Annotated in this window: 34 protein-coding genes; 2 read left to right on the forward strand and 32 right to left on the reverse strand. The window is 34.2% G+C overall.

Features of this window, described 5'->3' with window-relative positions; translation table 11 throughout:
* Position 1: 1 nt before the first annotated feature.
* From ABZA65_RS01375 to ABZA65_RS01525, 31 genes are all read right to left on the reverse strand, one after another.
* Positions 2 to 892, reverse strand: a complete 891-nt coding sequence (locus tag ABZA65_RS01375) for a hypothetical protein (protein ID WP_373069804.1) — start codon at positions 890 to 892, stop codon at positions 2 to 4.
* Position 893: 1 nt separating this feature from the next.
* Positions 894 to 2324: a tail fiber domain-containing protein gene (locus ABZA65_RS01380; protein WP_373069806.1), complete on the reverse strand. Its 1431-nt coding sequence runs from the start codon at positions 2322 to 2324 to the stop codon at positions 894 to 896.
* Positions 2325 to 2777: an N-acetyltransferase family protein gene (locus ABZA65_RS01385; protein ID WP_373069808.1), complete on the reverse strand. Its 453-nt coding sequence runs from the start codon at positions 2775 to 2777 to the stop codon at positions 2325 to 2327.
* Complete coding sequence (locus tag ABZA65_RS01390) at positions 2774 to 2941, reverse strand: hypothetical protein (RefSeq protein WP_373069810.1); 168 nt, start codon at positions 2939 to 2941, stop codon at positions 2774 to 2776. Before ABZA65_RS01390 ends, ABZA65_RS01385 begins: the two co-directional genes overlap by 4 nt.
* A 14-nt stretch (positions 2942 to 2955) precedes the next feature.
* Positions 2956 to 4515, reverse strand: a complete 1560-nt coding sequence (locus ABZA65_RS01395; protein WP_373069812.1) for a hypothetical protein — start codon at positions 4513 to 4515, stop codon at positions 2956 to 2958.
* A 9-nt stretch (positions 4516 to 4524) separates the two neighbouring features.
* Positions 4525 to 4932 carry a hypothetical protein gene (locus ABZA65_RS01400; protein ID WP_373069814.1) on the reverse strand — a complete coding sequence of 136 codons (408 nt, stop codon included), beginning with the start codon at positions 4930 to 4932 and terminating at the stop codon, positions 4525 to 4527.
* A complete protein-coding gene (locus tag ABZA65_RS01405; RefSeq protein ID WP_373069816.1) occupies positions 4929 to 5123 on the reverse strand; it encodes a hypothetical protein in 195 nt (64 codons plus the stop codon). The genes ABZA65_RS01400 and ABZA65_RS01405 overlap by 4 nt, the downstream gene beginning before the upstream one ends.
* Complete coding sequence (locus ABZA65_RS01410; protein WP_373069818.1) at positions 5107 to 5484, reverse strand: hypothetical protein; 378 nt, start codon at positions 5482 to 5484, stop codon at positions 5107 to 5109. The genes ABZA65_RS01405 and ABZA65_RS01410 overlap by 17 nt, the downstream gene beginning before the upstream one ends.
* Positions 5481 to 5927 (reverse strand): phage holin family protein, encoded by a 447-nt coding sequence (locus tag ABZA65_RS01415; RefSeq protein WP_373069820.1) that lies wholly within the window; start codon positions 5925 to 5927, stop codon positions 5481 to 5483. The genes ABZA65_RS01410 and ABZA65_RS01415 overlap by 4 nt, the downstream gene beginning before the upstream one ends.
* Positions 5928 to 5929: 2 nt before the next feature.
* Positions 5930 to 6178, reverse strand: coding sequence for a hypothetical protein (locus ABZA65_RS01420; protein ID WP_373069822.1), 249 nt, complete (start codon positions 6176 to 6178; stop codon positions 5930 to 5932).
* Complete coding sequence (locus ABZA65_RS01425) at positions 6142 to 6573, reverse strand: hypothetical protein (protein ID WP_373069824.1); 432 nt, start codon at positions 6571 to 6573, stop codon at positions 6142 to 6144. Before ABZA65_RS01425 ends, ABZA65_RS01420 begins: the two co-directional genes overlap by 37 nt.
* The gene (locus ABZA65_RS01430) at positions 6570 to 9482 is read right to left on the reverse strand and encodes a hypothetical protein (RefSeq protein ID WP_373069826.1); all 2913 of its coding nucleotides are present in this window, start codon (positions 9480 to 9482) and stop codon (positions 6570 to 6572) included. The genes ABZA65_RS01425 and ABZA65_RS01430 overlap by 4 nt, the downstream gene beginning before the upstream one ends.
* 10 nt (positions 9483 to 9492) lie before the next feature.
* Entirely contained in the window at positions 9493 to 10020 is a 528-nt protein-coding gene (locus ABZA65_RS01435) for a DUF6682 family protein (protein WP_373069828.1), read from the reverse strand.
* A 10-nt stretch (positions 10021 to 10030) separates the two neighbouring features.
* Complete coding sequence (locus ABZA65_RS01440) at positions 10031 to 10402, reverse strand: hypothetical protein (protein ID WP_373069830.1); 372 nt, start codon at positions 10400 to 10402, stop codon at positions 10031 to 10033.
* A gap of 85 nt (positions 10403 to 10487) precedes the next feature.
* On the reverse strand, positions 10488 to 11450 hold the full coding sequence (locus ABZA65_RS01445; RefSeq protein ID WP_373069832.1) for a N4-gp56 family major capsid protein: 963 nt from the start codon (positions 11448 to 11450) through the stop codon (positions 10488 to 10490).
* Between the two features lie 15 nt (positions 11451 to 11465).
* Positions 11466 to 12566 (reverse strand): hypothetical protein, encoded by a 1101-nt coding sequence (locus ABZA65_RS01450; RefSeq protein ID WP_373069834.1) that lies wholly within the window; start codon positions 12564 to 12566, stop codon positions 11466 to 11468.
* The gene (locus tag ABZA65_RS01455) at positions 12559 to 12921 is read right to left on the reverse strand and encodes a hypothetical protein (protein ID WP_373069836.1); all 363 of its coding nucleotides are present in this window, start codon (positions 12919 to 12921) and stop codon (positions 12559 to 12561) included. The genes ABZA65_RS01450 and ABZA65_RS01455 overlap by 8 nt, the downstream gene beginning before the upstream one ends.
* A 13-nt stretch (positions 12922 to 12934) precedes the next feature.
* On the reverse strand, positions 12935 to 14755 hold the full coding sequence (locus ABZA65_RS01460; protein WP_373069838.1) for a hypothetical protein: 1821 nt from the start codon (positions 14753 to 14755) through the stop codon (positions 12935 to 12937).
* A gap of 9 nt (positions 14756 to 14764) precedes the next feature.
* The gene (locus ABZA65_RS01465) at positions 14765 to 16135 is read right to left on the reverse strand and encodes a hypothetical protein (protein WP_373069840.1); all 1371 of its coding nucleotides are present in this window, start codon (positions 16133 to 16135) and stop codon (positions 14765 to 14767) included.
* Entirely contained in the window at positions 16128 to 16640 is a 513-nt protein-coding gene (locus ABZA65_RS01470) for a terminase small subunit (protein WP_373069842.1), read from the reverse strand. The genes ABZA65_RS01465 and ABZA65_RS01470 overlap by 8 nt, the downstream gene beginning before the upstream one ends.
* A gap of 49 nt (positions 16641 to 16689) precedes the next feature.
* Entirely contained in the window at positions 16690 to 16863 is a 174-nt protein-coding gene (locus ABZA65_RS01475; RefSeq protein ID WP_373069844.1) for a hypothetical protein, read from the reverse strand.
* Complete coding sequence (locus ABZA65_RS01480) at positions 16841 to 16999, reverse strand: hypothetical protein (RefSeq protein ID WP_373069846.1); 159 nt, start codon at positions 16997 to 16999, stop codon at positions 16841 to 16843. The genes ABZA65_RS01475 and ABZA65_RS01480 overlap by 23 nt, the downstream gene beginning before the upstream one ends.
* 11 nt (positions 17000 to 17010) lie before the next feature.
* Positions 17011 to 17166 (reverse strand): hypothetical protein, encoded by a 156-nt coding sequence (locus tag ABZA65_RS01485; protein ID WP_373069848.1) that lies wholly within the window; start codon positions 17164 to 17166, stop codon positions 17011 to 17013.
* The gene (locus ABZA65_RS01490; protein WP_373069850.1) at positions 17163 to 17351 is read right to left on the reverse strand and encodes a hypothetical protein; all 189 of its coding nucleotides are present in this window, start codon (positions 17349 to 17351) and stop codon (positions 17163 to 17165) included. Before ABZA65_RS01490 ends, ABZA65_RS01485 begins: the two co-directional genes overlap by 4 nt.
* Before the next feature lie 203 nt (positions 17352 to 17554).
* Positions 17555 to 18355 (reverse strand): site-specific DNA-methyltransferase, encoded by an 801-nt coding sequence (locus tag ABZA65_RS01495; RefSeq protein ID WP_373069852.1) that lies wholly within the window; start codon positions 18353 to 18355, stop codon positions 17555 to 17557.
* Positions 18352 to 18855, reverse strand: a complete 504-nt coding sequence (locus tag ABZA65_RS01500; protein ID WP_373069854.1) for a hypothetical protein — start codon at positions 18853 to 18855, stop codon at positions 18352 to 18354. Before ABZA65_RS01500 ends, ABZA65_RS01495 begins: the two co-directional genes overlap by 4 nt.
* Positions 18852 to 19739, reverse strand: a complete 888-nt coding sequence (locus ABZA65_RS01505; RefSeq protein ID WP_373069856.1) for a hypothetical protein — start codon at positions 19737 to 19739, stop codon at positions 18852 to 18854. Before ABZA65_RS01505 ends, ABZA65_RS01500 begins: the two co-directional genes overlap by 4 nt.
* A 3-nt stretch (positions 19740 to 19742) precedes the next feature.
* Positions 19743 to 20165: a hypothetical protein gene (locus tag ABZA65_RS01510; RefSeq protein ID WP_373069858.1), complete on the reverse strand. Its 423-nt coding sequence runs from the start codon at positions 20163 to 20165 to the stop codon at positions 19743 to 19745.
* Entirely contained in the window at positions 20165 to 20434 is a 270-nt protein-coding gene (locus ABZA65_RS01515; protein ID WP_373069860.1) for a winged helix-turn-helix transcriptional regulator, read from the reverse strand. Before ABZA65_RS01515 ends, ABZA65_RS01510 begins: the two co-directional genes overlap by 1 nt.
* A 182-nt stretch (positions 20435 to 20616) precedes the next feature.
* Complete coding sequence (locus ABZA65_RS01520) at positions 20617 to 20841, reverse strand: hypothetical protein (RefSeq protein ID WP_373069862.1); 225 nt, start codon at positions 20839 to 20841, stop codon at positions 20617 to 20619.
* A 3-nt stretch (positions 20842 to 20844) separates the two neighbouring features.
* On the reverse strand, positions 20845 to 21072 hold the full coding sequence (locus tag ABZA65_RS01525) for a hypothetical protein (RefSeq protein WP_373069864.1): 228 nt from the start codon (positions 21070 to 21072) through the stop codon (positions 20845 to 20847).
* Between the two features lie 98 nt (positions 21073 to 21170).
* Here ABZA65_RS01525 and ABZA65_RS01530 point away from each other — a divergent pair, with 98 nt between their 5' ends.
* Together ABZA65_RS01530 and ABZA65_RS01535 are read left to right on the forward strand one after the other, a co-directional pair.
* Positions 21171 to 21818, forward strand: a complete 648-nt coding sequence (locus tag ABZA65_RS01530) for a LexA family protein (RefSeq protein WP_373069866.1) — start codon at positions 21171 to 21173, stop codon at positions 21816 to 21818.
* Between the two features lies 1 nt (position 21819).
* Positions 21820 to 22089, forward strand: a complete 270-nt coding sequence (locus tag ABZA65_RS01535) for a hypothetical protein (protein WP_373069867.1) — start codon at positions 21820 to 21822, stop codon at positions 22087 to 22089.
* A gap of 1 nt (position 22090) precedes the next feature.
* Here ABZA65_RS01535 and ABZA65_RS01540 read toward each other — a convergent pair whose 3' ends face one another.
* Complete coding sequence (locus ABZA65_RS01540) at positions 22091 to 22414, reverse strand: hypothetical protein (RefSeq protein ID WP_373069869.1); 324 nt, start codon at positions 22412 to 22414, stop codon at positions 22091 to 22093.
* Positions 22415 to 22590 lie beyond the last annotated feature (176 nt).

Below are 22590 nucleotides of genomic sequence, written 5' to 3' on the forward strand. Positions count from 1 at the left end.
CCTATAAATTATTTAATATATCATCAACCGTTTTTTTCTTAGTTTGTGGTTTTTGTTTTGGTGCTTCTTGCTTATCATCCATCTCATTAATGATAGATGCTGTTAAAGGATCTTTTTTTAGTGCTAGAAAGTCTGTATATGTTCCTTTATAGCCTTGATTCTTAACAGCATAGTCATACTCTCTTATAGATGATGGAGCAGCGTTATCTCTTTGTTTTTTAAATTTTAAGAAGTCTGTGTAAGTGCCTTTATAGCCATGATCTTTAACAGCATATTTATATTCAGTCATTGAAGTAGGTGTTTTCCCTTGACTGAATAGACCACTATATTTATTGTAATTATCCTCTGTTTTGTCTATTCCAAAATCATCAAACTGTTTACCAATATTTGATTGTGAAGTATTAATCTCTTTTTCATACTTCTGTTTTTTAAGACCAAAGAGTGTAGTGTCTTGCTCTAATTTAGCAGCTTGTTGTTTGATACCAAAAAGCTTATTAGCTACACCATTTGCTAACATATAGGTATTATCATTGATTTTTCCACCATTAGCTTTATACTCTTGCATTATTAAATTTGTCATATCTCCAGGCGAAGCATTAGAAAATAGCTTTAATTGCTCTTGTGCTTGTGTAGCTCTTTGCTGTAGTATATCTTCTTCTACTCTTAGTTCATCAGATAAATTGTTATACCACTCTTGATCTCTTTGATAGTTAGCATCATTGTATAGTTGAGCTTGTTTTTCACCATAAGCATTAAAGAGGTTATTGGTAGTTTTTTCTTTTTGTTGAGCTTGGTTAAATAACTTTGATCTTTGAGCAGTATTTATTATATTGCTCATCATATTTGATCCTGCATTCATTCCTTGTGCAAATCCGCTTCCATAAGATGCCATGCTATACTCCTAGTACCATTGAATAATTAACTCTGTAGTAGCCATCATCTGCCATAATTACAGCTTCCGGCATAACATCTTTAACCTCTTGTGCTATTACACCTATGTTTGGAATATTAGCTACACCTATTTGTTTAGCTTTATCGTTCCAAGTCCACACATAAATGTTGAATCCGTTATATTCACTCACTTTTTGAATATTAGATTTTAATCTAGCATCAGATGCAGCGGCAGCCGGACCCATGATAGAAGCTGCACCTAATGTAGCACCTGCTCCAACCAATGATCCACCCATAGCACCTTTTCCAGATGCAGCTTGTGCATCAGCATTCCACATACTAGAATTATATTGATTGTTTAGTCCACCTATACCTGAAAACATACTACCTGCACCACTAGCAGCATTTGAATATGATTGACTAGCTTGTCCTAAATAGTTTTGTGCAGTTCCTGACATTCCACGACCTAATTGAGTATAACCTGTTAAATTAGCTACTCTTTGCTGTCTGTAAGCATCTCCTGACTGAACAGCTTGGTTATATGCTTGATTATTAGCCTGTGCCATAGCTCCGGCTTTTTGTCCTGCTAAGTCTGTATATGATTTAGCAGCTATTCCGCTATTAGCTATACCTCTTTTAGCTAATGTGCTAGTAAGGTTATTTTCTGCTTGTGTATAGTTTGAATCTAAACCATTGAATAAGTTTGCTTTTTGTCTATCATAAACACCCTGGTCTACAGTTCCTAGCTGCTCATTAGCTTGTAGCATAGCTTCACGAAGATTTGAATTTGGATCGGCATTGTAGATCTGTTTATTTTCCCATGAAGTTTTATTGCCATTCATCTTCTTTTTTAAAGCATCTATTTCTTTTTGATATTTATTCGCCTGGTGCATATACTTTTCATTATACGTTACAGTATTATCTTTAGAAGAATTGTTATTGAAAAGATTACTATTTCTTCTAACCATTATTCCGTTTCGGAATTCAAAATTAGCATCAGTAGCTAATGGATCATTATTTTGACCTTTGTTTAGCAGTTCAAAATTATAATTAGGATTGCTTTGTGTTGTTGTTTTTGATTTATCATAATTACCAATAGCTTTATCATATTTATTCTGTAAGAGTTTTAATTGTCGCTCATTAGCAGTTCTTGTATTGTTATAATCTCGTTGAGCTTGTTCATAAGCATCTCTCGTAAGAATGTTATCATTTGAAAATCCATTTTCCCTAGAAGCATTCGTGGAAACACCGCCTGTTTCCATCTGTCTATAGGTATTATTCCAATCCATTTGATTTTGCTCAGATAAATCTTGCTGCCTACCGGCTATATCTATCACAGAATTAATAGCATCTTTATTAGTGTCTATTAAATCTAGCTCATTTTGAGTTAATGGTCTTTGAACACTTGTGCTTCCGCCTTTTCCGCCACCCATCTACTGCTCCTTGATATGATTTGTTTTGAAGTGTATAAACTCCGGTGTACCAAATTTTGATTGAATTTTATCAACGCTATTTTTATTTCCGTTGCCTACAAAAGCTCTTGCTTCTACTTCTAAACCTAATTGCTTTGCATAATTAACAACATTATTATAAAGAAGATATGCTGCTCTTGTTTTTCTAAAGTGTGGTTTTATGTATGCTATATCACCGTAATAATAGGGATTTATATATCCTAGATCTTGTATGTAAGCTAAAGTAAATCCTGCTATCTCATCATCTTTTTCTGCAATAACAATATCTTTTCCGCTTCTAAACCAATCCATAACAGCACCATGAAAAAAAATATCATCTTTAAGTTGGTTGCTGTGATATACAGTCTTGATTAAGTCTTTAAACATCTCTACCAACTCTGTAAAATCTGCTGTAGTGGCTTGTCTAATATTCACTTTAGTTTTCCTGTAATCTTATTGATTGCTCTTGCTATAGTTTTTGTGTTTTCATTTACAGGCTCTATAGACTTTATTCTCTCTATCTCATCTATAATCTCAGATAAAATACCCCTAATAACACTATCTTGTACAAATTTTAGTTTGTTTTTAGCCTGTTTCATAGTATCGGTTTCCTCTATTTTAAAACTTCATAATCATAAGCTACTGCTTTTACTTTTGCAAATTCTGTAGTTTTTATTAAGAAAGAAATATGTTTTCCTACTGTGCCTTGTGGCAGATATATTTTATCTGTTATAGTAGTAATAATTTCCTTATCATCTACAAGCACTATAACTTGGTAGTTTCCTGTGGCATTTACTCTTACTACTCTATATGCTTTTGTTTGTGTGAAAGTTCCATCGTGGAATTGCTTTGTGCGATATGATATAGATCTGTAGTTTGAATAATCCGGATAATATTCATACTCTTTTCCACCCTCAATAGTGAAAAATGAGCCTTGTTTTAAGTATGCACTATCTATTGTATCTGTTGCATATTTTATTTTTCCATTGTCCTGGAAGTCAATAATTATTGTTCTGCCATTAGTGAATAGATAATATTTATTGTGTACTGCTGCAGAATTTTTAAAATCGTAATTGAAAGTGCTATAAACTTCTGTTGAATAATCATCAAAACAACTTTCACCGATTACAGGTGCATTAAAGTTAGTAGCAGTTTTAGTTAATACTACTGCATTAGCACCATCAAAAGATAAAATAGCATCGTTATCATCTATAGTGGATAGCCATATTAACCTACCTGCTAAATTCTGAACAGATCTTTTATCTTTGCAACCATAGTTGTATGGGAGTTTATTAAGTGATATGTTAGACATATTAGAGCCGGATAGCAAATACATACTATCTGCTGTAAATATAACTATACCATTACCAATTACCCCTAATCCTGTGATAGTTTGTGGAACAGGTACAAAATTGTAGGCACTCCAATACTCCGGCTGCCCCTCTAAACTAAAATATACTTTATTGCCTAACGCACCAAAAAATGTTCCGTTTTGCTGAACTAGCATATCTAGGTTTGCAGGAGGAGCATCATGTAAATGCGTTGTTAATTCTTCTCTGCTTATAAAGAAGTCGTAAATAGAATCTGTATAAGCTGTAGTGGCTATAGGGATTGTAGCAACTAAATTAAAAGATGGATTTAAACCTCCGGAACGATATAACTTTCTTTGTGTTGCTGTGCCTGGTGGTGAATCTGAAAAGGTGATATTAGCTTCTGTATCAGTTAAAGTAACTTTCACATATCCCGCAGGAGGAGATTCAAATAAATCGTCATGCACATAAGTGTAAGTGTACCAATAAGTACCGTTTAATAATCCTGGACTTCCTGCTGCTGCTCCCAAAGCAGTAGTAGGTGCAGCATGATTTCCTAAATCTGATGTTGTAGTTCCATCATATCTTTTCATTATCCCTGCACTATTGGACCAATACAAAAACCCTCCAAACTCTACAAAAAATCTATCTTCATCTGTAGTAATAAGTTGATTTTGTTCTTTATAATAAAATCCATACTTCCCACTAATTGTAGTAGTGGTTTCTCTTTTTGATCTTTGGGATTTCAAGCTTCCGGATTGAAAATCTGCATTTATACTAATTGGTGATTCATTATCTGCTATAAGGTGAGCATCTATTAAATTATTAACACCACCGTTAAAAAGTGCTATTTCTCTTGTCATTTTATGCTCCTATGCGGTAAATAAAACAATCTGATCTTCATTTCTCACATCAATATGCAACCAACTCACTCCAAGCTCCATTCCTTTGATATGTGGAAAATCTTTTAAATTATCTAATATATAATTTCTTACTTCTTCGGCTGTATAGTCACTAAATACAATATCTAAAGCATTAGCGAAAGAGTGTTGTGAGCCATAGCTATAATGTGGACTGTCCGGTGTTCTTATTCCGCTCCATTCACGATTGCCATTCCAATAATAATTATTGATAGTCATAGTTCCTAAGTTAAAATGTTCTTTTAGTTTGTCTATACTTTCAATCAGTCTTACATCAACATATCGCCATGCTTTTTCTCCATACTTTTCATACATAGCTTTTGGTACTAATTCGTGAACTTTGAAATGTTTAGATTTCATCTACATCCCTCATTAGCTTTTATCAACTCTCTATTACACAACATCAATTCTTCTTGTTGTGATTTACCTGTATGCTTAAATCTGTTACAATCCACTTTAGGAACTTTACATGGTACAGTTATGTATGTTTTTTTATACTTTACAACTATGTGATCTTTACTAGCACACCCAACACTACTTATTCCAATCAAGCATATAAGTATTGCGTTCAATAGTTTTGTATTCTTCACAGCTTCTCTCCTCTCTTGGTTTTGTAGTGTTTACATCTTTGTAGATGATTTTTGTTTCGACTTTTACTTCACGAGGTAATTTCTTGTAAGCTTCAAAATCTTTGCGTGTTTTGTCTGCATCTATCGCTAAGAACTGTATAGCCTCATTCTGTTCTGTCAGCGTTTCATCACACTCTGTAAAGTTTACACCTGTTATAAGGTGGGCTTTTTCCAAGTTTGACACATCTGTATTTAGAGAACTGATCATGTATTCTCTATGTCCTACATATAGTAAGATCAATAAACCAATGGCTATGTATAGATACTGTTTAATGTCTATCATGCTTTTTCACCTGCAAGTCTGATAAGAAAAGTTCTTATCTTTCCACCTATCATAGCTATGGCATCATATTCAGGTAGTTCTCCACCACTTTTGATTGTGTACATATTTCCGATGATGCTGTAAACTTCACTTAAAACAAGGATAGTCATACACACATCAAGTATAGTTTTAAACTCAACTCCTACAGCTTTTGCACCAAGAGCCAAAACTATAGGCATCAGCAAAAGCATAAGCTTTGTGAGTATTCCATATTTCATTCTTACACTTGTTCTAGGCTCACCAAGTTTTCCTGCTTTGATCCAACCTGTAAAAAGGTCTATTATCAAAAGAACAGCATATATAGAATAAGTCTCTACCTCTATGTCTAGATACACCAAGAACGATGCAGCACAAACAGTAAAAAAATTAAATACAGTTTTTGCTATTGAACTTTCAGCTATCATCATTAAACCCTTTTAAACATCTTAGATGTGTATTTCGCCCAACAGCCTATTGCACCGCCTAGCGTTATGTAAGTTGCGTGGAATATTCCAAGCTTTTTCTTTAAACATCCGAAGAACTTTGATGTACTGCAAGTCATGTCGTGCAGTCTGCAGCATGATGATATTTTGATCCCTCTCCATACTTCAGGGAAAGCAGTACAATAGTCTTTTTTCATTACTGAGCCTTTAAGAAGTCTGTATATGTAGTCCAAATGTTTTCTGCTTGTGCTATACCGCTATTTAGACATTCTTGCATTTCTGCAACCGTTAAAGTTCTTATAGTATTGTTTTTAAGTACCCAATCTTTTGATACACCTAAAGATATAGCCATCTCAAAATTCATTACATCTTGTGGTCTTACTTGTACAATAGCACCATCAGCTAAAGTGTGAGTAATAGCTTGTAAATAATTATCTCTAGTTGTCTTTGCATTAACTCTAGCTACTTCTTTATCAGCCAATCCTTGTCTAGTTGTATCTACATCATAAATACCACTTGTCATGGTAGATAAGATATAATCAAATTCTCTACCATCAGCATCTTTAGGTACTAAATCTCTATCAATTAATGTTTTTACACCGTCTTTATACACTTCTAATTTAATCATTTTGTAGCTCCTACATAAGTTAAAATTACCCTAGCTGGTGCTGAAGCTATAACACTCCCATCACTAGATGTACCTCCATAAGTAGAACTATCAACAGCTAGGTATGTAGATGCAGTTCTAACACATACTCCCTCTTTCAATGATGCTACCTCCACACCAACATAGGCATTAACAGTAGAAACGCCTGATGTTGAACTTACGCTTGCAGTTTCAGCCCATTCATCAATAGCAGAATGGTAAATTTCTATTTTAGCTTCATAATCCTCAGCATTACCACTATAATCAGGGAAGAAATATCTATGATCAATTTTATATCTGTTATTATTATAAATAGTGCCTATCTCTTTAATAACTCTGTTGCCTTGAATTTTTGGTTTGTATAATTCAGGATAAGCCATGAAATTTTCAGATACTTTTTGATTGTAATCTATGTACTGAGCAGTATTACTATTAATCATAACAGGATGAGTAATTAAACTTATAGGTGTAGTTAATGCTGTATCTAGTGTTGCCTCTTTTTTGTAGATTTCTATATCATCTAAATATCCAGTAGCAGTAGCAGTAAAAGTAATGGTTGGATTATCTGTTTGAGCTACAAATTCAAAAGTATCACTTCCAGTAAATGTTTTAGAAGTAGTACCATCAGTTACTACTAGAGTTCCAGTAGACCATGTAAAATCAACACTTATTCTATCACCTGCACTAGCTGTATGTACTTTTTCAATATATCCATCTGCACCAGTTAGCAAACATTGACCACTAGATATAGATGGAGTTGTAGTTCCACCAATAGTCCAAGCTGACAAGTCTGTACTAAAATCTTCTGTAAAAGCATTAGCATCAGCAGTAGAATACCACTTACCATCATCTTTATTAAATACTAATCTGTTATCATCTGCAAACTTTTTATCATATAGACCGTAACTAGGTTTATAATCAAAAGCTACAAAATCACCAGTCATATCAGGAAACTCTTTAACAATACTTCCAGTTGAGCCTTTTAGCTTATTAACCCACTTGAACCCATCACTTACATTAGCAAAGTCTAGTTGTCTAGTAGCTACCGCCTCGCTTGTGAGCTTATAACCTGTTTCATCTTTACCCTCACAGTAATTAAATTCTGCATTGGTTAAAGTCAGGTTTGCATCATCCACTGGAAAGTTAAAGTAACCATCATCAGGACTACCTGCTACAGCTTTTGTATCAAATTCACCTATTAGTATGTATTGTACTCCACTACCATTATGTACAGCAGATGTATCATTTATAGTAATACCATTTGAAGTTACAGTAAAAGAATATGAAATATCTTCAATGGCAGATGTATTAAATCTGATATACTTATTATCCCCTCTATTCGTATCACCAGTCATATAATCATTACTAGCACTTATAGCTTTAATAGTAAATCTTCTGAGTTTTCTAGGTACTCCATTAACATCTTTAGTTTCTATAAAGTTGCCTGCTACAGTACCTTGAAATAGTACGATAGTCCAATTCTCGGACTTACATTTGTAATACATGATGTGTTCTTCATCTGCTGTATTAGTATTTGTATTAGCATTAAGTGTTAGAACATTAGTGTCATTTGTTACTGCATAAGATGTACTAGGAGTAAAAGCATTTGGAAGATTTAAAGAAAGATACCCATCTTCATGGTAACTCGTTTGTGTTATCCAATTTATAACACCATTTTCTAAGTTCTTAATATCCCAGTAATCTAACTTTACACCCATACTATGAGGTAACGAATGCCCTGCTAAACCACTCCCTCTATAAAGCTCAATACCTTGTTTAATAATAGGATTAAATGCTTCAATATATAATTTACCTTGATTAGTTTTACCACCTGATAAGTGAGTGTATAAAGTAAAATAAGCTACATATTTTTCATTTAATGTATTAACTTTAACATCTTGTCCAATCGTCACACTGCCATTATTGAAAGATATTAATGTATCTACATCAGCAGTTTCAATTGTTGTATTTGAAGTATCTAAATATTTAGTAGCACCTCTCAGTCCATCAAATCTTTGATGCACATCCGCAGCATCCCTATTTTTAATGTGAACATCAGCTATACCTTTATTAGTTCCCCAGTCAGCAGTCCAAGCCCCAGTAATTGTTACACCTGCATTAGTTTCACCAGTACATATTTTAATTACACTAGGGGTAACGCTTCTATCATGGAAAATCTTTTGACCTACATAAGATGCACTATCTTTACAAGTTGTGAGTGTCGGACAGTTTGTGTTATCATCTACTGTAAAATCAGTTGTATTCATTGAATTAACTATATTCCAAGTAGTATCAGCATTGTCTGTTAGTGTAGCACTGGCATTTTGACCAGTATAACTTACAGTAGCAAAACCTACTGTTTCTAGCCATGACTCCATAGTTAATGAAGTTGGATTAAGTAAAACTGATGAAGCAACAGTTGAAATTTTAGTGCTTAGTCTTTCTTCTATCTCTACTTTATCATAACCCTCATTAGGTAGCCCACTTCCATTTTTATGAATGATATTATCAGCATCAACACTAGCTGCACTTACAGCAGCATCTTGTGCATATTTTTTAGCACTATATTCTGTACCATCAGCTTGTTCAACACCATCTATATAAGTGTTTACAACTCCACCTATTTTGTTAGCCCAATCCTGCGATTCTAAATTACTATCTTCCGCACTATTTGCACTATCAGATACTGCAGCAGCTATTGCTTCCGCTTCTGTTTTTAAATATGTAGGTATTTTTCCTAATTCTGTATTTACATGATTTTTTAAAGAGTTAGCATTGTTCGTAACTAAATCATTTACTGCATCATCTAAACCGCTAATTAAATCACTTTCTGTAATAGTAACCGGTGAGGTCCAACTAGCTATTATTAAATCACCTGCAACATAAGCCATATTCTATTCCTTATTTAAAAAAGTCGCTTTTATCCGGCATAACATCTTCGTCACCATGCCATCTAGTCATATTTTCACTAATGTAAGAGATGTATTTATCTTGGAAATAAATAGCTTTATTGAAGTTTTCAGCTATATCTTCTTTTTCGTATGCTTTACTTAATACAAAGTATTTAAGGGCATCTATAATATCTATATCCTCATCTATATCTGTTGTTACTGCATCTGGATAGGCATAGTAAGTAACAGTTATATCTTCATCTCTTGGATTAGTGAAAAGTAGAGTATCTTTGGTAGGTTGTGTAAATTGCTGATATGAATTTACACTATACACCTTGATAGGCTCTTTTGTTAGAGTGTAAGTAGTTTGAGTAGATAGAACACTAATATCCTCATCTATCTTATTGTAGAAAGTTCTTACTGCAATATCTCTCAAACCCTCATTAGTATAGTCTAGCAGCTCCACATCAGTCCATCTATTTTTAGCTTCATCTTGAAGTTTGTAACGAATTGAAGTGTTAAAATCCTGGACTGTCATGGCTTACTCCCTATACTTTTTCTACGATGTATCTTGCTTTTTTCTTTCGAGTGATTTTGCCGGTAGGCTCACCTTTTTTATCTTTCTCTGCAATATGCACTACTTCAGTTGCATTTTTCAGATTATTGATAACACCTTGTGGAACTTCCACTTCTTCACCAAGTTTGATTTGGTAGCCTTTACCATTCACACCAACAAAAACTTCCGTTTCTTTTTCATCTTTTGAGTGAATAATCACCTTTACCTTTTTTGGCTCTTTTGGCTTTTGTGATGCAATAAAATCATTGTATTTGTTCTTTAATGTATCATCACCAATGTTACCTGCTACTGTCTGCCCTGCTTCTTTTAGAGCTGCGATCATTTCGTCTCTTGATAGTGACATTTCTATATCCTTTGGATAGGTTTATTTTGTAGGCTGTATAGCCTTGATAACACACTCTCAAAGAGAGTATGCTACAAAGCTACACTTATGCTGATTCGTAACGAATCATAAATGCATCGTTTAAGATTTTCGCAGTAGCCCATACTTTCCAACCTACAGTTGCACGTTGGTTAAGTGGATCATCACCGCTACCTAATGGCTTAACGATTGTTTGGATGTTGCGGTTTCCTTTGATACCAACTACACCATAAGCGTTTTTACCTAAGATAAGAGTAGAGTAAACATCTACACCTGCAGCACCTGCACCTGTGAATACTTTTGCATTTGTAGTTTCAACAAAACGGATAGATTTGTAAGCACCTGCTTCACATAAATCTACTTCACTTTGAGATGCGTATTCTTCAACAGATTTCCACCCTGTTAAAGCTTCAAGTTCTTCAACTTTATCAGTATGAGTAATAGCCATAAACGCAGGGCGAATAGGGTATGTGTTGATTTTGTTAGAGCCTTGAATCATGCTAGTGAACTTCTTAGCTTTTTGACCTTTAAGTGCTGTAATACAAGCATCTAAATCTTTAGCTAATGGAGCAGATGCAACCTCTACACGAGTATCAATAGTAGTTGTATCTATTGATCCTGCGTAGAACACATTCGTACCTGCATTTAGCACATCACGATAAACCTGGTCCACCGTATCACCTGCTTGTTCACCTAGTACGTCTGTAGCTTCAGTGATCACATTATCTTCTACAGTTAAATTAACTGTGTCAGTAATAGTTACAAAGTCACCATATTGTGCTACAGTTGCTGTAACATCCGTAATGCTTAATTGAGAGCCACTTGGTGTTACACCCTCTGTTAATGGTGTTGTAGCTGCAGTAAGACCGTTATAACGTCTAAACTTAATAGAATCAGATCCACCTTTAGGGATGTTTCTCATCTGTCCGTATTTGTCATGTACCAATTCAGGTGTAGCACGTTCTAATAGGTTTCTATCGTAAAACGCTTGAACACCTGCAGGTATTTGAGTTGTAGTTGTTGCTGCCATAGTTTTTTACCTCTTTTATTGGCTTCTTACTCTCTGTAAGATTCTGTGATACTCATCATCATCTGAAAAAGCATCTTTAATAACTTGCACTTGGCGGTCAGCAGTCTTAGACTTCTTAATACCAACATCTGCAAGATTTGGCTTCTCTTTTTTAGGTTTAGAAGCATTTACCTCTTGTTCCTGTGCAGGTGCTTGTGGTTGCACTTGCTGATTTCCAAAAAGCTCGTTTTTTGTTTGAATATATAAATTCACATAAGCATCTTGGTTTTGTTCTACGAAAGCTCTATCAAGCTCACTCATTGATGATAACTTCATTTGTAATCTCGGCATTACTTGATCAAAGCTGCCAGATTCCACTTCACTTACTACACCATATAGAACATTTGCATCTTGTGCCATTGTATTAATCACAGCATTTGGGAGATATTCTTCGACTTGCTGCATACGATTATGCAGTTCCGGATTTCTCTCTATCTGTTCGATTAAAGGTTTTACATTTTCAGATATTACTATGTTCGTATCTTCATTTTGTAGTATCGGTTTAGGATTTTCTACTTCCGCTACATCATAAGCATCAAGCCCTGTTTGCTTCATCATGTAAGCCATAGCTTCTTTGTCACCTGCTTTTACTTTAGAGAGTAACTCTATATCTTCATCAGATATACCGGCTTCATCCATTTTTTCAAAGCGTTTTTTGTATTTAGATAGAGTTTGAGATTTGAACGTATAATCAAAACCCATTTGTGCCAGGTTTCTAAGTTCTTCCTCTGATACCTCGACCTCTTTACCTTTCCACTTGATAGTAGTTTTTTTGGCTTCTACTTCATCAGGTGTATTGCTTGGATCACTCTCCTCTTGACTGTCTGCCTGTTCGCTATCCACATCATCAGCACCATCTTGATCAGCTTCTGTGTTTTCTGCAGCATCTTCACCGGCAGTATCATCAAGTGCTGATTCTTCTGCTTCTTGATTCTCATTACCGGTAATCTCATCATTTTGTTCTGTTTCTTCAACATCATCACCTTGCTCATCTAACACCTCCTGATCGTTTGTGCTATCTTTTCCACCAAAGAACACTTCTTCGTATTCTTCTTCGTATGTTTTTTCTTTACTCATTTTCCTGCTCCTCTTTTATAGCTTGGTCTATTTCTTTGACTGCTTCTCTTGCTTCTGCAGCATCTGATTTAATGCGGTTGATGAATCTTTCAAAGATTAATCTTGCTTGTACTTCTGTTTCAAATCTCTCTATGTTTTCTACTCTTGCAGTACCTTTTTCCAACATATCAGCTTCTTTATAAGCTTTGATGTTTTCCCATAGGAGAGTTTTGCCATCTTCTACAAACAGCTTATATATCTCTTTGAACTCTTTTTTCTTTTCAAGTCTCTCTAATAGTTCGCCTAAATTGATGCTCTGTTGAGCTTCTTCTTTTAGTGCTACTAATTGTTCGATAGTTACTTCTTTTTCTTCCATCTTGTATTTATCCTTACATTTGTTGTGGTTGTTGTGTCATACCTGGCGGTACTCCATCTTGCGGTTGCGGTTGTTGAGCTTCCATGTGCTCTAACTCTGCCTGTAGTTCAGATGCCATATCTTTAAAATCCCATATCTCAACTAATTTGATAAACAGTTTTGCGATATATACAGGTTTTAAAGCTCCTGCTTGAACAAGCGGTGCTGCTTGTTGTATTAACTGTATGATGTTTTGTGCTTTTTGTTCTTTACCTCCTGCTAAAGTTACATTGATTTTCAGATCATAATTACCTCCAATATCATCTGGATTTAGTTGTTCAAACTTATCACCTGCTACTCTAAAAGCTACAGATTCAGATAGCCACTCTTGGTTATAAGCTATCCATTTACGCATTTGTGGTTTTAGGAAATTCTCTGCAAATAGTGTAGAGCTTTCCCACATACGCATTTGAGATTGAGACATGATCATGTTGATACCGGTAGCTGTCTTATTAAGTGACTTCGCATCAAGTCCTTGATTGTATCTTGTAACACCGCTTTCATTCTCACCCTCTGCAGTAAAGAGTTCAAACATTTTTAGCAGGTCCGATGGTATTTCATTTTTAGTGTCTTTATAGAAACCATCCAGATTTTTCCACTCTACTACACTACCTATCTTGGCTGCTCTTAATCTTCTGATGTTTAATGCATCTATGCTACCTTTTTGAACGTGCTTCATCCCATTAGTGCTATTTGCCATAAGATCCACAAAAGTACGCATGATTGCAGTTTTAACATTTTGAACATCTACTAAGAACTCAGTAAGAGCATCACCCCAAAACATAAATGCTTTTTTACTAAATGGTGCAGCTACAAAAGGTGGCTCTTTATCAGGGAAAGGATTTTTACCTATTTTTAGAACAGTATTACCACTAAATACACACACAATAGGCTCTGCTATACCTGTACCATCTATATCTATATTTCCATAATATTCGTATATGGTTACTTTTTGTCTTGATTGGTCCTCTGTTTTAAGAGTTGAATCCTGCCCTTGTTCTTGCTTCTGTGTATATCTGTCTGATTCCAAAGAGGATTGTTCCTCGTTACCATCAGTATTGATAAGATTATCTACGTTTGTATAGATACCATTTTCATTGTAAGCTTTATCTTGCTTTCTTAGCTCACTTAGAGTAGTGTCTATCTTTTGAATACAGGCATCTGCACTATCAATAGAATCACCTAGTATAAAGAAGTCCTCATTTTTAAGTATCTCTGCAGTAGGTCTTTGATCTCTGATAGTTTCTTTTTTATAGATGCCTTTATAAACCATTCCATTTTCAGTAGGTATTTCTTCTTCAACTTCAATACTATCTACTTCTTGGCTTAGAGCTATAAGCTGTTCTTGAGTAAGTGCTTCAAAATTCTCACTAATAGTTTCTACATCTTGCAACCATCCTTGTCTTGCTACTACTGTACCCTCAGTAGCACCGATGAACATAGCTTGATGTATGTAGTTAAAGCGGTTAAACTTATTTCCAAACTGATAATTAAGTAAAGCAGATTGCGATTTTGCTCTACTCGTAGCATCTCCGGAACGGGGAGTAGCTTCTACAATGTTCTCTGTGCTTACAAAAGGCTTGATCGCATTAGGAATAAACCAATGAATAGCTTTTTTAACATCTTTACTTACAAAGTTGCTTCTTCCTGGTATCTCTTTATCCGGTTTACCCTCGTATGCTTCTCTCCAAGCTACCATCTTGGTTTCAATAGCTGCTTTGGCTGTTCTTGCATTCTCTAAGTCTGTTTTGACTATCTGCAGTATTTCATCTTCTGTTAGTTTTTTTCTTTCCATGTCTGTTTCCTATACTAGATTTGGTATGTCTATATCATCATCATAGTAGTTGCCTAGTTCAGATGAAGATTCCTCTTTGTGAATTTGCGTAAAAAAAGTAAGTGCTAGTGCATCTGCTTTATCCGGTGATCGTCCTAACTCATCTTTAATTTCTTCTTTTGGTTTAATCTTGATTTTTCCCTTTTCAGTAAAACTGTATGTGATACATACTAATTCTTCTAGTAGTTCATCATCATCTGGAAGTGATAATCCTTTATCTAATGATTCTCTTAACCTAAAGAAGCATTCAGCCCTCTTGTTTAGATATGTATCTTCATCAGCACTTAATCCAAAGTTACCATCTATGCAGTAATAACCTTGATTGGTTATTTGGTCATATACTCCTGCACCTATTCCGATAGTATCTACAACAGTTCCATCTATCTTATGCTTGTTAATAGCGTTAATGGTCCATCCTGTAGTTTCTGTAGTGCTTTGTTTAGCCCTCATTTCAAAAGGGTGTGTATATAATCCCTCTCTCCTACAATGAGCAGATTTATCATCACCATATCTAGCTACATCAACTGCTAAAACATGAGGACCGGATTTATCTCCAATTCTATTCATAGCTCTTTCAACAATATCTGTACTAAATAATCCGGAGTTATTTGTCTTAGGAAACTTACCTTTAACACGCACTCTAAAAACATCAGAATCCTCTCCGTACTTTTCAGCCATTTGAGCTACCCATTTTTTGTTTACGTTTTTAGATTTAGATGAATCAAAATGCAGACACTTGTAGTTTTTTCTCTTTTTATTGTGGCTATCAAAGAAAGTACCTGTAGTTCTTGTAGGATTAGAAGTCATAATAAAGAGATAATTATCTCCTGTTAATGCTCCCTCTATTACATCAAATACTGCCTGATCAATACCACTTGCTTCATCCACTATATAAACAACTAAAGAAGCATGAACACCTGCTAGTGCTTCTGTATTCTCTTTTCTAGCTGTTCTAGCGAAACAATGATTCCCATTTGCAAACTTTACATCTAGGCTTTGTACTTCTACTAAAGCAGCCATAGGTGGGAAAGATCTTTTATTCCATTTACTTACCTCTGGAAGTAGGATATTTGTTAATTGTGCAGAAACAGGTGCAGTTGTTGGCATCTTTACATCTTTAAAACAATGTCCTATCCAAAGAATAAGCCATGCCAAACCTGCTGTTTTACCTGTACCATGTCCGGACCTAATAGAGATATTAGGATTTCCATTACCATCTATTGCATCTTGAACAGCATCTATGAACTCTTGCTGCTCATCATTAGGATCAGCTTTAAGAGCTTTTCTAACAAAGTAATCAAATGATTTTGAGCAGTTAATAGCAAATTCTTTTTTAGTCACGTTGTAGCCACTCCATTAAATCATCTGATAAACTGTGTTCTACTTTGTCTTTAAACATTCCTAGGTGTCTGCCTAAAAGCTCTAAGGTTTTTGTTTTGTCATATCTCTTATATTCATCTACGGTTTTTTCCATAGGATCATCAACACCACCTATCTGGATAGATGAAGCTTTGAAAGATGAAATACTTGCTGCTGTTTTAGCATCTAGTTCGTGTGGCTGTAATAATCTCCCATCTTCGTTGTATAGTTTTCTTACATCTCCAAATGCTATTTTTGCAAGTTCTTCCACTACCATATCTGCTGTTACTTCTGTTCTTTTTGAACGCTCTGATTGTTTTTCAGCTATGTAGTCTTTGATATTAGGTTTATTAAGGTTTTCACTTGCTGTTACTGCTGCAGTCTTTTTTGAGTAACCTGCTCTTATAGCAGCTTGTGTAGCATTGAGGTCAATAAGATATTCTTCACAAAATTTCTTTTGTTTAGCTGTGAGTTTAGGAGTTGCCAAAACTAAGTCCTTTGATGGTTGCTTATTTTGACTGTATTTTATTTATTTATTAAGGTGCTTTTGTAGTATCACTTTTAATATCATTCAGATAATCTTTCAAAGCTTCTCTGAAACAGTAAGCGTATGTTTTATTTTTTTTATCAGCTATCTCTTGTACTTTAGAGATAGTTTGCATCTCTGCTACCCAACGTGGAGTTTTTTTATACTTCTTCTTTTTTGACATAGCGGTCCAATGCTTCTTGAATTATTACAGATGGTTTTACCCTCCTGGATTTAGCTAAAGCTATAATCTCGTTAATGGTTTCTTCTTCTGCTCTTGTTACCGGCATATTCATTTTCTTTTTATTATAGTCCACCATCTGTAATTCCTTTAGATTTGTTTTGCTATTTCCCTTGTAAGATAAGATAGCCTTGATTGTCTGCTTTGTTTAGCTTTCTTAGCTATAGAATCCACTTTATGTTGATCTACTTCTGCAAGTCCTAATTGAGCAAGATCTACTTTTTGTTTAGTAGTTAGTTTCATCACACCACCACCTTTAAATCATATTGTTTGATCATTCTGTCTTTTTGAATAGTTACACCTGCCATGAAAGAGATAGCAGATATTAAAATACAGAGAGCTATAATCTCTATTACAAAATCTGCTTTACTATTCTCTTGCTTTTGAAGTGCTGTTAGTTCTTTAAGTGCTTTGTTGTGTATAGTCATCATCTCTATGCCTTTATCAAATACTGATAATATCTTTCATAGTCTTTTATCTTTGTTGCTTCTTTTTCAACAGCATCTTTGTTGGCTATTCTCAATCTGTATTTCATGGCTGTGATTTTCGCCCATACTGCAAGTTCTTCTTTGGAGTTGTCTAATCTTTGCTATCTTATTTTTCTTTTCTGCAAGTTCTCTAAATTCTGATGCTTTCATACTGATACCTCCAATTTCTCAAATAATCCAACTTGACCTAAAGCTCTTCTTACTCTTTCAGTAGCTATTTCAGCAAAAGGTTTTTTTGTAAATTCACATATTCCATTATCAAACCCTATAAAATCTCTTTTTTGTCTTACACAACCTACAGGAGTAGTACCACTTCCCACACAATTATCTAAAACAATTTCACCTTCGTTTGAATAGGTCTTTATGAAGTACTCGATTAGTGCTAATGGTTTTTGTGTTGGATGTAAATGCTCAATTTGTTTATCTTTAGAAAATTTAATAACACTTCTTGGGTATCTTTCAGTACTGCAGTAATCTTTAGTATAAAGTTGCTTTCCATAAGAAGTACTCATTTTACACTTAGCTTTGCTTTCTTTTTTACTTTCTTTTTTATGCCCTTTTGTTTTTATGGGATTGTATGTTGGTAAGCTTTTATAAAACACTAAAATATTCTCATGTGCTTTCATAGGCATTTTTTCAGCATTTAAAAAGCCTGTAGCTTCTGGTTTTTCCCAAATCCATTCATGTCTAAAGAGTTTCATATTAGAACAGGCGAGTACTTTATCAAAAGGGGATTGAGCAAATAATAGAATTGCACCATCATCTTTTATTATTCTTTCATACTGTTCCCATAGTTTTTCAAGATCTATGACTGAATCCCATTTATTTTTAGTTGTTCCATAAGGAAGATCACATAAAATTAAGTCTATTGACTTGTCTTTTATCATCTGCATTCCTAATAAGCAATCCATATTAAATATTTTGTTGATGTAATTTGTTTCTTTCATAACACATACACCCCACTATCTCTTTTAATCACTTCTGACTTATCCCAACAAAACCATGCGTACTCTGTGCTGTCTGTACCCTTACCTGTAAATGATGGTCTTTTACTAAGTACAAAAATATGTGATGGTGGATTGTCATTCCAAAACTGCTTACGCTTTTGTGAGCCTAAAAAATTAAGTCTAAGAAGATATACAACTGTCTTTGCTTCATTAAGTGACTTCTCTAAAAATTCAAGTGCTTCGCTAAAAGGTGGATTAGTTACAATCAGGTCTGCTTCATAATCTTTTTCAAGGTAGTTAATACCCTCACGAATCTCTGCATAATCAAGGCGATCAACACCTGCAAAATGCTTTAATATTGCGTTATCACCTCTGCATGGCTCACAAAATGAAGATACTTTGCTTAGGTCTAGTTCATTTAAAAGCAATTCAATCGGCTCTTGTGGAGTTGCGTAAAAGTCATGTGCATTTCTAACTGCACCTCTATTTGTGCTACTCATGCTTCTCTCCTTAACATATCAAGAACACCTTGATCAATGTTCTCATCATTTTTGAGTGTTTGTGCTGCAGGTGCAGCTTGTGGTCTAGTATCTGATTTACAAGTTCCTAAAAACTTTAATTCGTTAGGACAGTAGATATTATTTGTTCCATACTCTTGCAACATTAAGTCATTTGTTACCGGATGGTGATGTTCTATGATGTATCTAGCAGGTACAAACTTATCAAACTTAATAGAGTTACTTATCCAGGTATTGTAAGCTCTACTCCAATCTTTAAAAGTGCTGCCTTTAGCTATGTGATGATCCAAAAACTTCTCAAAGTTATATGCACCATCTTTTGTAACAGCGTATGCTTTTAGTTTCTCTTGATACTCTTTGCTTATATTTTCAAACTGTGAAGTTTTAGTAAGTGAAAAAGTAAAATCTTTTTTTATATTTTTTTTACTCTTATCCTTTGTAGCTCTAATAGGATTAGTATTCTTATATGTCGGATTTATTTCCGAGTTTTTTTCGGATTTATTTCCGAGTTTTTTCGGATTTATTTCCGAGTTTTCATCAAATTCGGATTTATTTCCGACATAGTAACTTTTACCTTTTTCAGTAAGTTTTACACAGTCTTTTTTCCCATGTTTTACATAGTCTATTAATCCTATTTCTGATAGTGCTTTTAAGTGTCTATATACACTATCTGCTTTAAGGTCCAGGAGAGGTAATTCTTCTGCTATTTTTTGTCTAGCGGTCCAATAATAAACCTCTGTATCTATAACCTCATGAGTAGCCCAACTATGAGCATCAGCAATAAGCCCTAATATTACTGCTTGATTAACATTAGTTAATCCTAGTTCTAGTGCTTGTTTTTGATTTATAGTTAAAGTATATTTCACTCCCTACCCCCTAAACTCATAAGAGGTATGAACTACTGTAGGCTCTGGAAGCTTCTCTATTAATCCACCTGCTAAATAATCAGATAAATGGGATATATTAGATAATACTTTATCTGCAAATCTCTGAAAAGTTTTGTGAGCTTCATGCGGATTGAAGTGTTTAGCTAAATCACTACAACTCTTTTGATCTTTGAAGAACTCTACAGTTTTTTGTGGAAGCATCTGCTTTTCAGTAGATTTATGTTCTGCTATTCTAAGTCTAGTTACCGGAGCATCAAACATAACTATTCTACAAAAGAAGTCGTGTATCTGTAGAAGCCCTGCTAACTGCAGATCATTAAGATTATATTTTGATTGAGCTATGAGAGCTTCTTTTTCTATCTCTATGGATGGTTGTTTTCCATAAAATCTAAATGCTGTATTCATCACGCTACCGCCAATTCAACTAAAGTAACCGTTTTGTGACTGATAGGACAAGTAACCTTTTCATCATCCACAACATAGTGAATCTTTTTAAGGTCGTTTACTCTTGCAGATACTGTAGATGTTTCAAGTTCTAGTTCTTTAGCTATCTCTCTACGTGTAGCTTTACCATTATGGTTTTTTAAAAAGTCAATGATTAAAACTTTTTGTGTTCCTGCTTTGCCTGTGAAGTTTACACCTCTGTAAGCTTCTAGTGATGTATCTCTGATCATTTTGTGGTCCTTTTGCACTTAGAAAAACCAACAAGCCGATACACCAAAGGACCAACTTTGATATAATTCGTGTTCGGCTTTTCTAAGTCGAATTTAGATTTGAGGTTATGCGGAGTTCCTCGCCAAAGTAACTAACCGCATAGCCTCTATAGAACACTTACAGGTGTAAATGCTCTAAGAAGCTACTTATCTCTCATCTTGTCTAATGCTTTTTTCATAGGGTTTTGAAAATCGTCTAATGCTTCAAGTAGAAGCTTTCTAGCGATTGATGCCATTGAAACACCACTTACCTTTTGCATCTCTAACAGTCTTTCATAATCTTCTAATGTGAGATTGATCGTTACTTTCTCAGAGTGCTTTGCTGCGTTTTCTTCCATTTCTGAACATCCTGAAACATTTTCATTCATTTGTTAATTCCCTTGAACACTATTTTGAGGTGTGTTATTGTTCTCTTGTAAGTAAGATTTACCGAGATATTTAATCTGTACTTCTGCTTTTTCAAATATTGTGATAGGAAATTTCATTGTATTTGCAATTTCTCTAGCAACAGATAGCTTAATCGGTCTTGCATGACTAAGCCATCTAACAATATTTACGGATGAATGGTTTGTCTTTTTTTCTATGTCAATAATTTTCATAAGAAAATATTACCAAATTGGAAATAAAATATTTCTTAAATACTTTCCTTTTTGGAAATTTCCTATGTGGTAAAATTCAATTATATTAAGGATTCAACATGTTGTTACAAAAAATTAATGATCTTCTCGAAATAAAAGGTAGGGGTACACAAAAGAAATTAGCTGATTTTATAGGTGAAACTCCGGTCAATGTAAACAGATATATAAAAGGGAGTAGAGATATTCCTGTAGAGATAATTCCCAAGATTGCAGAATTTTTTAATGTTTCAACGGATTATTTACTAGGAAATGATATTATAAAGTCACAAGTTAAAACAATTCCCATTATAGGTACTACAAGTTGTGGAGGAACAGAGTTGAGTAATCATGTAGAAATTGGTGCTGTTTGTTATTATAATGGTGCTTACTATAAAGATAGTCTCTATTGTGTTGTTGCTAATGGGGATAGCATGGCTCCGGAGATCGAAGATGGAGATGAAATAATTTGTGATCCTGATGTAGTACCTGAAAATGGTGATATGGTGCATTATACAATCGAAAATGAAAGTGCTGTAAAGGTATTTGTTAAAGATGAAGATGCTTATATTATCCAATTTATTCCATATAATGCCAACGAAAATTTTAAAACAAGAACTTTTAGATTAGATGATGAATATACAGCTAATCTGAAAATAGCTAAAGTAGTAGCAGTAAATAAATTAAAGTACAACAATAGAGCTGCAAGATTAAGAATGATAGGAAGATAGTATGAAATATATATTAGTAATTATGGGTTTATCTTTATTTTTTAGTGGCTGTAGTCGCACTATTGAGCCTATTCCATTTACATCTCCTGAGGGGAAACAAGGATATTCTTTATATTGTGGAAAAACAGTTGTTAATTGCTACAAGATAGCTCCTAAAATATGTAAAGGAGAGTATAAGGTGTTAGATACTACTTCTCAAATGCAAACATTGAAAACTCAATATTCAGTTTTAAATGTAACTACATATAATATGTCTATAGAGTGCAAATAACTTATTGAGTTTTGTTCTTTTTTTGTGAACTCATTATCATAGATCTTTCTTTTTCGCAGTTTCCTGGACTTTCAGATAAAAACATATCTTGCTTTTTTTCTATATTGTTAAAAAAATAACATTCATACATGATCTTTTGCATCTGATTATAGCCATCTTTCGTTTGAATGATTTGCCATAGTTCCCCTGTCTTTGTATCTAACATATATGTATCTGCTCTTACTTTTCCATTAACATTTCCGAACACATACCTGCCACCATCTGATGATAAAGAACTAGCATTCGCACAAATGTATATCAGCAATACTATATAAATAAATTTCATCAATTACTCTTTTTTAGAAAATTAAAATTATTCTAGCTTAACTTTATTTCCAATTTGGTAATAATTTAAGTTTCCTTTTATTTCCAATTTGGTAACATTTTCCTATCAGATTTATTTGATGTGTTCAATAAATTACAACTGTCAAAATAATAGTTTATAAAGCAAGTAGATAAAGT

Source organism: Sulfurimonas sp., assembly GCF_041583195.1.
Taxonomy (GTDB): Bacteria; Campylobacterota; Campylobacteria; order Campylobacterales; family Sulfurimonadaceae; genus Sulfurimonas.